The organism is Aquincola tertiaricarbonis, assembly GCF_000969605.1.
Lineage (GTDB): Bacteria > Pseudomonadota > Gammaproteobacteria > Burkholderiales > Burkholderiaceae_C > Aquincola > Aquincola tertiaricarbonis.
Window position 1 is genome coordinate 215,512 of sequence record NZ_JZUE01000012.1, and the last position, 12,321, is coordinate 227,832.

A 12,321-nucleotide genomic window follows, 5' to 3' on the forward strand; every position below is an offset into this window, starting at 1 on the left:
GCCGTCGGGGGGTGCTTCAGATGTAGCCGGGGCCCTCCACCGGCGGGTAGGCCGAGAGGAAGGCTTCGTCCACCTCCACGCCGATGCCCGGCGCCTCCAGCGGGCGCACGCAGCCGTCGCGGTTGATCTGGAAGGGCCGGCTCACCAGGCTGTCGCGGTAGAGGTTGTTCTTCGACACGTCGCCCTCGAAGTAGCCGCCGTTGTCGATGGCCGCCAGGAAGTGGATGGACGCCGCCATGTTGATGCCGGTCATGCAGGTGTGCGGATTGATCGGCAGCTTGTAGGCCGAGGCCATGGCCGCGATGCGCAGCAGTTCGGTGATGCCGCCGGCCTTCGACAGGTCGGGCTGCAGGATGGTGATGTCGCCATCCTCGATCACGCGGCTGAACTCGTAGCGGGTGAAGTGGTTCTCGCCCGCGGCCAGCGGCACCCGGCCGTAGCCACGCGCCAGCTTGTAGCTGCGGTGGTCGTGCGGCGCGAAGGGTTCCTCCAGCCAGGCCACGCCCAGCGCGTCGAAGCCGGGCATGGCCTGGCGGGCGTCGTTCAGGTCGTAGCCGGTGTTGGCGTCCACCAGGATGGTGACCTCGTCGCCCACCGCCTCCCGCACCGCCTTCACCCGCTGCAGGTCGCGCGCCGGGCTGTCGCCCACGCGCAGCTTGATGGCCTTGTAGCCGGCCTCGATGTGGGGCAGCGCCTCGTCCACCAGCGCGGCGGGGTCCTGGAAGCCCAGCGACACGCCGCCCGCGTAGGCCGGCACCGGCTTGGCCGATCCGCCCAGCAGCTTGTACAGCGGCCAGCCCACGGCCTTGCCGCGGATGTCCCACAGCGCCAGGTCGATGCCGCTCATCGCCATGGCGCAGCCGGCGCCCACGCCGTGGCTGGCCAGCTGCTTCCAGTAGATGCGGTCCCACACGCCCACCACGTCGGTGGCGTCCATGCCCACGGCCAGCTGCCGCAGCGTGGTGTTGACCAGCTGTGCCACCGCGGTGTGGGCCTTGCCGTGGTGCGATTCGCCCCAGCCGACCAGGCCGCTGTCGGTGGTGACCTTGACCACCACGGCGTCTTTCTTCACCGCGCGGCCCATGCCCAGCTGCACCGAGTTCTCGGGCGCGATGGGAAAGGACACGGCAAAGGCCTGGATGTCGCGGATGCGGTGTGCGGGGGATGCCATCGGTCTCGTCTCCTTCTTGCTTGTCTGGACAGGTTCAGGCCAGGTAGCCGCGCTGCGGCATCAGCCCATGGGTGCGCAGTGCCTGGCCGGCCTGCTCGATCAGTCCGGCCGGCAGCTGCTGGCCGGAGTGCAGCCGCGGGCCGGCGATGCGGCCGGCCTCGGGCCCGTGGGCCATGTAGTGGTCCAGTGCCTTGTTGGCATTGGTGAAGGCATTGCCGTAGGGCAGCGCGGCGGCGGCGCCGAACACTGCATCGGCCACCGCCTCGATGCGGGCGGACAAGGCGTCGGCCTCGGGCTGGCGGCCGGCCTGCACATGGCCGATCAGTTCGGCCAGCTGCGGCCCGAAGACGTTGGCGGTGCTGAGCAGGAAGCCGTCGTAGTCGCCACCGGCCAGCGCCAAGTGCCGGCTGTAGCCGCCTTCGGCGCCGCGCACCAGGAAGGCCTGGCGGAAGCCCGCTGCCGCCACCCGGTCGGCGCCGCTGGTGTCCTTGAGCATCAGCAGGTTGGCATGGCGGTCGGCCAGCGCCGCCACGGTCTGCGGCGCCATCTCGTTGCCGGTGACCTGCGGCAGCTGGTACAGCGCGATGGGCAGGCCCGTGGCCAGCACCGCATCCAGCGCCGCCAGCAGCTCGGGCTGCGTCAGGTGCTCGCCCTGGGGCGGGCACACGGTGAAGCCGCACACGCCGCTGGCGCGCAGCACGTCGGCATCGCCGGCGGCTGCGTCGGGCGCCCGCCGGCGCAGCCAGGCCATGTGCTGCTGCAGCGCGGCCAGCACCCCGGCCGTGGTGGTCTTGAGCACGCCCACCAGCAGCTGCAGGCCCCGCGGCTTCGCCTCGTCGGCCAGCAGGTCCAGCAGCGCGCGGGCTTCGGTGTCCGAGAGCTGCCAGCCGTCGCCGGTGGAGCCCGGCACCAGCAGGCCCTTCACATGCGGCTGGAGGAAGCGCAGATGCGCGCGCAGCCGTTCGGCGTCGATGGCGCCGGATGCGGTGTAGGGCGTGAGCAGCGGACACCACAGCCGTGGCACGCCGTCGGGCAGCAGGCGCCGCAGCCAGGCGGCACGGGCAGGTTGCAGGCGGTCGAGCGCATCGGCGGCCGGCGGCAGGGGGTTCGGGTGGGAAGGCATGGGCCCACTGTAGGCAGCGTCGGCCTTGCCAAAAAGATATCGCAGGGTATTTCAGCTATGCTTTCAGAGCATGAACCTGCATCGCATCGAAGCTTTCCTGGCGGTGGCGCAAAGCGGCAACATCTCCCGCGCCGCCACGCAGCTGGAGGTGGCGCAGTCAGTCCTCAGCCGGCACATCGCGGCGCTGGAAGCGGAACTGGGCGTGCGGCTGTTCGAGCGCACCGGCCGCGGCGTGTCGATGACCGAGGCGGGGCAGCACCTGGCGCCGCGCCTGCGCGCCGCGCTGGCCGACATGCAGCGGGCCGCGGCCGAGGCCGCCGAGGTGGGCGGCCAGCCGGGCGGCGTGGTGCGGGTGGGCATGGTGCCGGCGGCCGCGCAGCCGCTGGTGGGCATGCTCTACCGGCACGTGGCGCAGCACCATCCTCGCATCCGGCTGCAGTTCGTCGATGGTTTCTCGCATGCGCTGGACGAGCGCCTGGCCAGCGGCGACCTGGACCTGGCGGTGATCAACCGCTTCGGCCGCATGGACCCGCCGGGCGAGGAGCGGCTGTGCGTGGTCAACAGCCTGGTGATCGGCCCGCCGGACGCCTTTGCGCCCGACGCGCCGCCCATGGGATTCCGCCAGATGGCGGCCCTGCCGCTGGTGCTGGCCTCACGGCCCAACGGCCTGCGCAGCGCGCTCGACCAGATCTGCCGCCGTGCCGGCGTGCAGCTGCGGGTGGAAGTGGAGGCCGACTCCATGCTGACCATGAAGGACCTGGTGTTCCGCGGCGGGCTCTACAGCGTGCTGCCCTACCAGCTGGTGCACGAGGAACTGGCCGCCGGGCGACTGAGCAGTGCCGCCATCGTGCGGCCGACGGTGCCGCGGGTGCTGACGCTGGCGATGTCCAGCCGCCAGCCGGCTTCGGCCGCGATACGCGCGGTGGCCCATGCGATCCGCGGGATCGTGCAGGCCACGCTGGTGCCCACCGTGTGGCGGTAGGCCCGGGGTGGCTCAGCGCCGGGGTGCGCCGCCGCGGTCGTCCAGGTGGCGGAAGCTGATGCGACCCTTGCTCAGGTCGTAGGGCGACAGCTCCAGCGACACGCGGTCGCCGGCCAGCACGCGGATGTGGTGCTTGCGCATCTTGCCGGCGGTGTAAGCCACGAGTTGATGGCCGTTGTCCAGCGTGACGCGGTAGCGCGAGTCGGGCAGCACTTCGGCGACGACGCCGCGCATTTCAATGAGTTCTTCCTTGGCCATGGGCGCTCCGTTAACAGGGTGAATCCAAACAGCACAACGGGCCAACCCGCCAGCAGCGACGGGTGCGCCCGTCGGCCGCCAGCGCGGTGGTGATCGTGTGCAGACGCCAGCCCGCGGGGCGGCTTTCGCAGAGACGACAAGAGAATCGATGAGCGGTGCGAGCATCGGCCCGTGCCTCCAAGGGAGCGGAGGGCGGGCGAGGAGACCTACGGATGGAAGGTCTTGCCTGTCTGTGGCCCCGATACTACACCTTCCGCCTACCATACACGTCTAGACAAGTTCGGCGGATGTTGGCCGGGCCCTATCCCTACCGAGGCCGCCATGATCCACATCCAGCTGAACGTCGAGCTTTCCTATCAGGTGGAGCGCCCGGGCGCGGACTTCGTCCTGAACTTCCATCCGGCGCTCACGCCCGCGCAGGGCGTGGCCGAAGAGGTGCTCACCCTCAGCCAGCCCATCACGCCGCGGCTGGACGTGGACCCGCGCACCCAGGGCCGCTACCTGCGGCTGCGCGCCCAGCCCGGCGAGCTGACCCTGCGCTATTCGTCGCTGGTGACCCTCACCCACCACCGCAGCGATCCATGGGGCGTGCCGGAGATCCCGGTGGCCGACCTGCCGCTGGAGGTCATCAGCTACATCTACCCCAGCCGCTACTGCCCGTCGGACCGGCTGGGGCGCTTCGCCATCTCGCAGTTCGGCCACCTGCCGCAGGGCTACCGTCGGGTGCAGGCCATCCGCGACTGGGTGCGCAACCATGTGGCCTTCACGTCCAACACCAGCAACTCCAGCACCTCGGCGCTGGACACGCTGACCGACCAGGTGGGCGTCTGCCGCGACTTCGCGCACCTGATGATCGCGCTGTGCCGTGCGCTGAGCATCCCGGCGCGCATGACCACCGGCACCGACTTCGGCGCCGACCCCACGCTGGGCCCGCCGGACTTCCATGCCTACGTGGAGGTGTACCTCGGCCACCGCTGGTACATCTTCGATCCGTCGGGCACCGCGATCCCCATGGGCCTGATTCGCATCGGCGTGGGCCGCGATGCGGCCGACGTGGCCTTCGCCACCATCTTCGGCAGCGTCAAGGGCAAGCCGCCAGTGCTGCGCGCCGTGGCCATCGAGGATGCGGTGCGGGGCTTCTCGTTGCCCTTCCACTGCATGGACGCGCTGTCGACCGACGCGGCGCTGCTGGCGGCCTGAGCCCCCCGCTCAGCGCGGCAAGCCCTCCACGCCTTTCGGCTCGGCCACGCTCACGCCGTTGAGCCTGGCGCGGAACTGGGCCGCGGCCTCGTAGGACGCCTTGCGCACCCGCATGATGGAGCCGATGGGCCGGTGCGCGGCCAGGCCGTGCCAGGGGCTGAAGGACATGCCGTCGTCGATGGCTTCGGAGCGCGGGCCGCTCCAGCTGTTCTGCGGCGGCACCTCCAGCAGGGCCACGGTGTGCCACGGGCTCCGGCTTTCCGGCCACTCCACGGTGGCGTCCTCGATGGGCATGGCCTCGAGATCGGTGCACAGCTGCACCCGCAGCGCCCAGGTGCCGCCATGGCGGCCGAAGTGCTCGCGCACCACGCCGCGCAGCGCATCGGGCAGGCCCTTCAGCTCGATCGGCTGGCCGCCCAGCGCCTGCAGCTCGGGCGACACCGGCGCCAGCGACAGCTTGGCCATGTAGGGTCCCCACAGCATCGGCACCTGGGTGAAGAAGGTCTCGCCCAGGATGTGCGTGGCCGGGTGGCCGCCCAGGGCCTTGAGCGTGCCGCTTTCGCCGCCGGCCTTCTCGATCAGCGACTCCAGCCCGCGCAGCGCGGCCGACAGCACCTTCTTGGCATTCGGCGCCTTGTCGGTGGTGGCGGCCAGCAGCTTCAGGGTCTTCAGGAACTTGGCCGCGGTGGGCGCGCTGAACACCGGGCCGTTGACCATCAGCAGGTCCTGGGTGCCGTCGTCCTCGCTGCCAGGCAGCCGTTCACCCGGCACGCCGACGACCTTGACCGCCATGCCGCGGGGCGTGCTGACGCTGTCGTCCAGCAGGTCGCCCGGGGTGGACGACAGGCGCATCACGGCGGCGTAAGTGCCCGGCTGCGCGCACAGGCCCTGCGCCAGCTCGGGCGGCAGGCCGGGCTGCACGGTCAGCGTGCCCTGCAGCAGGCCGTGGCTCTTGGCATGCACGCTGCGGTGGGCATGGCCTTCGTCCTGCGCCACCTTCTGGCTGATGGCCAGCATGGTGTCGCGCAGGGCGTCGTCGGTCTGGGCCTCGTCGGGCTCGGCGGCCTCGAAGCCGGGTTGGTAGCGCAAGGGGGTGATGGTCAGGCTCAAAGCAGCTTCCTTGGGTTAGCGGGGCAAGGCATAGGCGATCACGCTGTCGCCGGTGCGGGTGCCCAGCGAGCCATGCCCGCCGGCGGCCACCACCAGGTACTGGCGGCCATCGGCGCCCAGGTAGGTCATGGGCGTGGCCTGGCCACCGGCGGGCAGGCGGTGCTGCCACAGCTGCTTGCCGTTGGTGATGTCGTAGGCGCGCACGTAGTAGTCCAGCGTGCCCGACAGGAAGGCCACGCCGCCCGCGGTGGTGATGGGCCCGCCCAGGTTGGGCACGCCCATGCGGAAGGGCAGCGGCAGCGGCGAGCTGTCGCGCACGGTGCCGTTCTTGTGCATCCAGATGGTCTGGCCGCTCACCAGGTCGGCACCCGCCACGTAGCCCCAGGGCGGCGCCTGGCAGGGCAGGCCGAGCTGGGAGGTGAAGGCGCTGAGCTTGACGGCGAAGGGCGCGCCGAAGTTCTCGTTGAGCGCGGGCAGGCTGTCGTTGGGCTTGTCCTTGCCCTGCACGTACATCGTGCTGTCGTCCTGGCGCGGCACCAGCTGGCTGACGAAGGCCAGGTAGGTGGGCGTGGCGAACACGATCTGCCGCTGCGGATCGACCGACACCCCGCCCCAGTTGAAGACGCCGAAGTTGCCCGGGTACACCAGCGTGCCCTGGGTGGAAGGCGGCGTGTAGCGGCCTTCGTAGCGCAGCCGCTTGAAGGCGATGCGGCAGGCCAGCTGGTCGAACATCGTGGCGCCCCACATGTCGCGCTCGCGCAGCGGCGGCGGGTTGAACGAGAGCGCCGAGCGCGGCTGCGTGGGTGCGGTGCGGTCGCCTTCGGCCGCGCCCTGCGGCACCGCATCCTCGGTCACCGCATGCACCGGCTGGCCGGTGCGGCGGTCCAGCACGAAGAGCTCGCCCTGCTTGGTGGGCTGCACCAGCGCCGGCACCAGCCGGTTGTCGATGGTCAGGTCCACCAGCGTGGGCTGGGCGGGCACGTCGTAGTCCCACAGGTCGTGGTGCACCGTCTGGAACACCCAGCGCACCTTGCCGCTGGCCAGCTCCAGTGCCACCACGGAGGACGAATACTTCTCCACCGCCTCGCTGCGCTGGCCGCCCCACTGGTCGGGCGGCTGGTTGCCCAGCGGGACGTAGACCAGGCCCAGCGCCTCGTCCACGCTGGAGATGCTCCAGCTGTTGGGCGAATTGGGCGTGTAGGTCTGGCCCGGCGGCAGGGGCTCGGTGGCCTCGGGGTTGCCGGAATCCCAGTTCCACACCAGCGCGCCGGTGTCGATGTCGTAGGCGCGGATCACGCCGGAGGCTTCCTGGGTGGAGACGTTGTCCAGCACCGTGCCGCCGACGATCAGCAGCCGCTCCGTCACCACCACCGGCGAGGTGCTGTAGTACGCGCCCGGCTTCACGTTGGGCATCTGCGTCCACAGGTCGATCTGGCCATCCACGCCGAAGGTCTGGCAGCGCGCGCCGGTGCCCGGGTCCAGCGCGATGACGCGGCCATCGGCCGTGGGCATGAACAGCTTGTTGCGGCAAGGCGCGTCGGGCGGCGGCGTGGCCGGCGCGCTGGCGGCGGTGGCCACCGACGCATCCGGCGCCGCGGTGCCCGCGGTGCGCGGTGCGTGGTACGAGAGGCCGCGGCAGGTCAGGTGTTGCAGCGCCAGGGCGCCGGCGCCCTGGATCTGCGGCTCATAGCGCCACAGCTGCTGGCCGGTGGTGGCATCCAGGGCCACCACCGACTGGTGCGGCGTGCACAGGAAGAGGCGGTTGCCCACCTTCAGCGGCGTCACCTCGAAGGTGGTTTCCTCGGGGTCGCCGGGGCGGCCGCGCACGTCGCCGGTGCGGTAGTGCCAGGCCACTTCCAGCTGGTCCACGTTCTGCGGCGTGATCTGCGACAGCGGCGAATAGCGCTGGCCGGCGCCGGTGCGGCCATAGGCATGCCACTCGCCTTCCGGCACTGCGGAGGGGATGGCCGGGTTGCTGGTCAGCGGCGGCGGCGCGGTGCCTTCGATGCGGTGCTTGTCGACGAACCAGGACACCACCGCCAGCACCAGGAACAGCGCCAGCAGCAGGCCCAGCCCGGCCCGCGGGCCGCTCCAGCCCACACCGCCGCGGCGGCCACCCTCGTCCAGGCCCAGGCCGCGGGCCACCCACGGCGTGAGCAGCCACAGGCCGAGCAGGAACACCACGTCGCCCCGCGCGGCCAGCGGCCACCAGTCCAGCCCCACCTCCCACAGCGCCCAGGCGATGGTGCCCAGCACGAACAGCGCATACACCAGCAGCGCCGCCGCGCTGCCGCGCCACAGCAGCAGGCCGGTGGCCAGCATGGCCACGCCGGCCAGCACGTAGTACCAGCTGCCGCCCAGGGCGGCCAGCCAGGCGCCGCCCCCCAGCAAGCCCAGGCCGATCAACGAAAACACGAAGCCTGTGGCCGCGGGCCGACGAACGCTTGCACTCACCATGGTTCCAGATCCTCGACAGGTAGCGCCAGCATTGCGGCAAACCCTGTACCCGCGGCATGCGACAGTGCGCACGGGTCCGCCAGTTGCCGGGCCGCCGTTCCCGCAGCAGCACCCCGATGGACCCGATGACCGCTCACCTGCCCAGCGACGCCCTTGCCGACGTGTTCCCCGGTGAGGGCGAGATGGCGCAGCTGATGCGCGCGCACGACTGGTCGGCCAGCACGCTGGGCCCGGTATCGGGCTGGCCGCATGCGCTGAAGGTGGCGGTGCGGCTGCTGCTCACCTCGCGCTTCGAGATGTGGCTGGGCTGGGGACCGGAGGTGGCCTTCCTCTACAACGATGCGTACCGGCCCACGCTGGGCGCCAAGCATCCGCGTTCGCTGGCCATGCCCACGCAGGCGCTGTGGCCCGAGATCTGGCAGGACGTGGCGCCGCGCCTGCAACGGGTGTACGAGCAGGGCGAATCCACCTGGGACCGCGCGCTGCGGCTGGTGGTCAACCGTCACGGTTATGCGGAGGAGACTTTCCACACCTTCTCGTACAGCCCGCTGCATGGCGATGGCGGCCGGGTGGAAGGCGTGTTCTGCGCGGTGACCGAGGAGACCGACCGCGTGATCAGCGAGCGCCGGCTGGCCACGCTGCGCGACCTGGCTTCGGGCCTGTCGGTGGCCGGCACCCGCCACGCGGTGCTGCGCGCCACTGAAACGGCCCTGGCCGGCAGCGAGGTGGACCTGCCCTTCTACATCGCCTACCGCTTCGACACCGCGGCGCAGCCGCAGCAGGCCGCCGCTGAGCCGCTGTGCTGCGGCGGCCTGCCGGCCGGGCATGCGGCCACCGATGCCGCGCACTGGCCGCTGCAGCCGCTGTGGCAGGGCGAAGGCGCCCGGCTGCTGCCGTTGGCCGGCCTGCTGCCGCCAGCGGTGCTGCAGGCCCTGCCCGCCGGCCTGCATGGCCAGGCGCCGTCCCAGGTGGCGGTGGTGCCGCTGATCGGCCAGGGTACCGAGCGGCCGATGGGCGCGATGGTGGTGGGCCTCAATCCCTTCCGCCTCGGTGACGCGGACTACCTGGGCTTCCTGCAACTGGTGGCCGGGCAGATCGCCTCCAGCCTGGCCAATGCCGAGGCCTTCGAGGCCGAGCAGGCCCGCATGGCCGCACTGGCCGAGGCCGCGCTGCTGCGCCAGCAGGCCGCCGAGGCGCTTCGCGAGGCCAATGCCCGGCTGACCGAGGAACGCGACCGCCTGCAGCGCATGTTCGAGCAGGCGCCCAGCTTCATGTGCCTGCTGCAGGGGCCGGAGCACCGCTTCGCGCTGGTCAACCATGCCTATGCCAGCCTGGTCGGGCACCGGAAGCTGCTGGGCCTGACGGTGCGCGAGGCCCTGCCCGAGGTCGCAGGCCAGGGCCTCTTCGAGATCCTGGACGAGGTGTATCGCAGCGGCCGGCCCTATGCCGGGCGCAACGTGGCGGTGCAGTTGCAGCGGGAGCCGGGCGCACCCACCGAGCAGCGCTTCGTGCACCTGGTGTACCAGCCGCTGGCCGACAACGAAGGCCGGGTGAGCGGCATCTTCGTGGACGGCTACGACGTCACGCACCAGCGCCAGGCGGAGGAAGCTTTGCAGCGCCTGAACGAAACGCTGGAGCAGCACGTGGCCGAGCGCACCGCCGAGCTGGCCCAGGCGCTGGACCAGCTGCGCCGCGAATCGGCCGAGCGCGAGGCGGCCCAGGCCGCACTGCGGCAGGCCCAGCGCATGGAGGCGCTGGGTGCGCTCACCGGCGGCGTGGCGCACGACTTCAACAACCTGCTGCAGGTGGTCAGCGGCAACCTGCAGCTGCTGTCACGCCACGTGGGCGACGATGCGCGCGCGCAGGAGCGGGTGAAGAAGGCCCTGGCCGGCGTGGCCCGCGGCTCCAAGCTGGCCTCGCAGCTGCTGGCCTTCGGCCGCCGTCAGCCGCTGGAGCCCAAGGTGGTGAACGTCGGCCGACTGGTGCGCGAGATGGACGACATGCTGCGCCGCGCGCTGGGCGAGGAGGTGGAGCTGGAAACGGTGAGCTCCGGCGGCCTGTGGAACACCTTCGTCGACCCCGGCCAGCTGGAGAACGCCATCCTCAACCTGGCCATCAACGGCCGCGACGCGATGGACGGCCCGGGCCGCCTGACCATCGAGGCCGGCAATGCGATGCTGGACGACGACTACGCCCGCGTCCACGAGGACCTGCAGCCCGGCCAGTACGTGATGGTGGCGGTGAGCGACACCGGCAGCGGCATCGCGCCCGAGCTGCTGGAGCGGGTGTTCGAGCCCTTCTTCAGCACCAAGCCCGAGGGCAAGGGCACGGGCCTGGGCCTGTCCATGGTCTATGGCTTCGTCAAGCAGTCCGGCGGCCACGTCAAGATCTACAGCGAGCTGGGCGAAGGCACCACGGTGCGCCTGTACCTGCCGCGGGCGCTGCGCGCCGAGGACCGCCCGGTGGACCGGATGGACAGCGGGCCCCAGGGCGGCAGCGAGACGGTGCTGGTGGTGGAGGACGACGACGAGGTGCGCGAGACCGTGGTCTCGATGCTGGGCGACCTGGGCTACCGGGTGCTGAAGGCGCGCGACGCGGCCAGTGCGCTGGGCGTCATCGAGAGCGGCACGCCGATCGACCTGCTGTTCACCGACGTGGTGATGCCCGGCCCGCTGCGCAGCCCGGAGCTGGCGCGCAAGGCACGCGAGCGGCTGCCCGGCATCGCGGTGCTGTTCACCTCGGGCTATACCGAGAACGCCATCGTGCACAACGGCCGGCTGGACGCCGGCGTGGACCTGCTGAGCAAGCCCTACACCGCCGAGGCGCTGGCGCGCAAGGTGCGGCAGGTGCTGCAGCGCGCCGGGCGCTGAGGCCGCGTCAGGCCGCCACTGGGGGGCTGGTGGCGCGGCCGTGCCAGTCGGTCCAGCACTGCCGCTCATAGTCGTAGAGCTTGCAGGCGCGGGCGGTGCGCACGTACCAGCGCCACGAGAAGGGCTGCACCACGATGCGCCCGGGCATGCGCTGCTCCAGCAGCCACTGCGCACGCTTCAGGCGGTACAGCGGCACGCTCATGTCCACATGGTGGGCGGTGTGCTCCATGATGTGGTGCAGCGCGCTGCCCATGGCCGAGCGGAAGGTGAGGTGCACCGTGGTCGACACGAAGGGCTGCGCCACGGCCCAGCGCTTCTTGTCCTGGTGCCAGGCCACGCCCTGGTGGGTGTGGTGCACGTACACCACGAAGCCGATGAAGCCGTTCCACACCACGAAGGGCAGCACGAAGCCCACCGACACCAGCCACCAGGCCGACTGCCCGGTGGCATCCGCAGCGGCCACCAGCGCAGCCACCCACAGCGCGGCAAAGGCACAGACCAGCAGGCCGTCAGCGGTGAACACGGCACGCCGCGTGGGCATGTGGCGCCGGCTGGGAAACAGCAGGCGCGCCCACCAGATCTCCACCAGGTAGTACAGCCACGGCGCCCAGCCGCTGCGGTACACCCGCTCCAGCACGCGGCGCCAGCGGGGCAGCGCCTGGTATTCGGCCAGCGTGCGCGGCTCCCAGACGAAGTCGAAGCCCTTCAGGTTGGTGTAGCCGTGGTGCACCACGTTGTGCCCCACCTCCCACAGGCTGTAGGGCGTCAGCGAGGGCAGGAACACCAGGCGCCCCAGCCAGCGGTTGAGCCGGCGGTGCGGCGTGAAGGCCTGGTGGCAGGCGTCATGGCCCAGGATGAACAGCCGCGCGATCACGAAGCCGGTGACGCAGCCGGCCAGCAGCTGCACCGCGGGATGCGAGGCCAGCACGGCGATGCCGAGTGACAGCAGGAAGAACAGCAGGTCGGCGAGGGTCAGGGCCAGGGCCAGCGGGGTGCTGCGCGAGGCGATCGGCGCCATCCAGGCGCGGATCTCCTTGCGGTGCGGAATGGCCGCGGGGGCACCACCGCAGGAAGCAGGAATCATCATGTAACTGTGGGAGCATTCGGGGAACACGCAAGGCTAGGTGTGAACCGTCAAGAGGTTCTTTCT

At 71.2% G+C, this 12,321-nt stretch carries 8 protein-coding genes and 1 pseudogene; 3 read left to right on the top strand and 6 right to left on the bottom strand.

Going from position 1 to position 12,321, the window contains the following annotated elements; translation table 11 throughout:
* Nucleotides 1-16 precede the first annotated feature (16 nt).
* Entirely contained in the window at nt 17-1,171 is a 1,155-nt protein-coding gene (locus VO99_RS16805; protein ID WP_046114010.1) for a mandelate racemase/muconate lactonizing enzyme family protein, read from the bottom strand.
* A 34-nt stretch (nt 1,172-1,205) separates the two neighbouring features.
* The gene (locus VO99_RS16810; protein ID WP_083440665.1) at nt 1,206-2,294 is read right to left on the bottom strand and encodes a dihydrodipicolinate synthase family protein; all 1,089 of its coding nucleotides are present in this window, start codon (nt 2,292-2,294) and stop codon (nt 1,206-1,208) included.
* 70 nt (nt 2,295-2,364) lie between these two features.
* Between VO99_RS16810 and VO99_RS16815 the strand changes: the two genes are divergently transcribed.
* Nucleotides 2,365-3,276, top strand: coding sequence for a LysR family transcriptional regulator (locus VO99_RS16815; RefSeq protein WP_046114011.1), 912 nt, complete (start codon nt 2,365-2,367; stop codon nt 3,274-3,276).
* Nucleotides 3,277-3,288: 12 nt separating this feature from the next.
* On the opposite strand, the gene infA is transcribed toward VO99_RS16815, so the two are convergent.
* Nucleotides 3,289-3,534: a translation initiation factor IF-1 gene (infA, locus tag VO99_RS16820; protein WP_046114012.1), complete on the bottom strand. Its 246-nt coding sequence runs from the start codon at nt 3,532-3,534 to the stop codon at nt 3,289-3,291.
* A gap of 321 nt (nt 3,535-3,855) precedes the next feature.
* Between infA and VO99_RS16825 the strand changes: the two genes are divergently transcribed.
* The gene (locus VO99_RS16825; RefSeq protein ID WP_046114013.1) at nt 3,856-4,734 is read left to right on the top strand and encodes a transglutaminase-like domain-containing protein; all 879 of its coding nucleotides are present in this window, start codon (nt 3,856-3,858) and stop codon (nt 4,732-4,734) included.
* Nucleotides 4,735-4,743: 9 nt separating this feature from the next.
* On the opposite strand, the gene VO99_RS16830 is transcribed toward VO99_RS16825, so the two are convergent.
* Together VO99_RS16830 and VO99_RS16835 are read right to left on the bottom strand one after the other, a co-directional pair.
* A complete protein-coding gene (locus VO99_RS16830; RefSeq protein ID WP_046114014.1) occupies nt 4,744-5,844 on the bottom strand; it encodes a catalase family protein in 1,101 nt (366 codons plus the stop codon).
* A 15-nt stretch (nt 5,845-5,859) separates the two neighbouring features.
* A complete protein-coding gene (locus VO99_RS16835) occupies nt 5,860-8,301 on the bottom strand; it encodes a glucose/quinate/shikimate family membrane-bound PQQ-dependent dehydrogenase (RefSeq protein ID WP_046114015.1) in 2,442 nt (813 codons plus the stop codon).
* A 1,247-nt stretch (nt 8,302-9,548) separates the two neighbouring features.
* Between VO99_RS16835 and VO99_RS31350 the strand changes: the two are divergent.
* Nucleotides 9,549-11,156, top strand: a pseudogene (locus VO99_RS31350) (ATP-binding protein); the annotation flags it as partial.
* Nucleotides 11,157-11,178: 22 nt separating this feature from the next.
* On the opposite strand, the gene VO99_RS16845 reads toward VO99_RS31350, so the two are convergent.
* Nucleotides 11,179-12,258, bottom strand: coding sequence for a fatty acid desaturase (locus tag VO99_RS16845; RefSeq protein ID WP_083440666.1), 1,080 nt, complete (start codon nt 12,256-12,258; stop codon nt 11,179-11,181).
* Nucleotides 12,259-12,321: the final 63 nt, after the last annotated feature.

Bases quoted from the DNA above. Each gene is read 5' to 3' on its own strand.
- VO99_RS16805 (WP_046114010.1), bottom strand. From the start codon at position 1,171: ATGGCATCCCCCGCACACCGCATCCGCGACATCCAGGCCTTTGCCGTG.
- VO99_RS16810 (WP_083440665.1), bottom strand. From the start codon at position 2,294: ATGCCTTCCCACCCGAACCCCCTGCCGCCGGCCGCCGATGCGCTCGAC.
- VO99_RS16815 (WP_046114011.1), top strand. From the start codon at position 2,365: ATGAACCTGCATCGCATCGAAGCTTTCCTGGCGGTGGCGCAAAGCGGC.
- infA (WP_046114012.1), bottom strand. From the start codon at position 3,534: ATGGCCAAGGAAGAACTCATTGAAATGCGCGGCGTCGTCGCCGAAGTG.
- VO99_RS16825 (WP_046114013.1), top strand. From the start codon at position 3,856: ATGATCCACATCCAGCTGAACGTCGAGCTTTCCTATCAGGTGGAGCGC.
- VO99_RS16835 (WP_046114015.1), bottom strand. From the start codon at position 8,301: ATGGTGAGTGCAAGCGTTCGTCGGCCCGCGGCCACAGGCTTCGTGTTT.
- VO99_RS16845 (WP_083440666.1), bottom strand. From the start codon at position 12,258: ATGATGATTCCTGCTTCCTGCGGTGGTGCCCCCGCGGCCATTCCGCAC.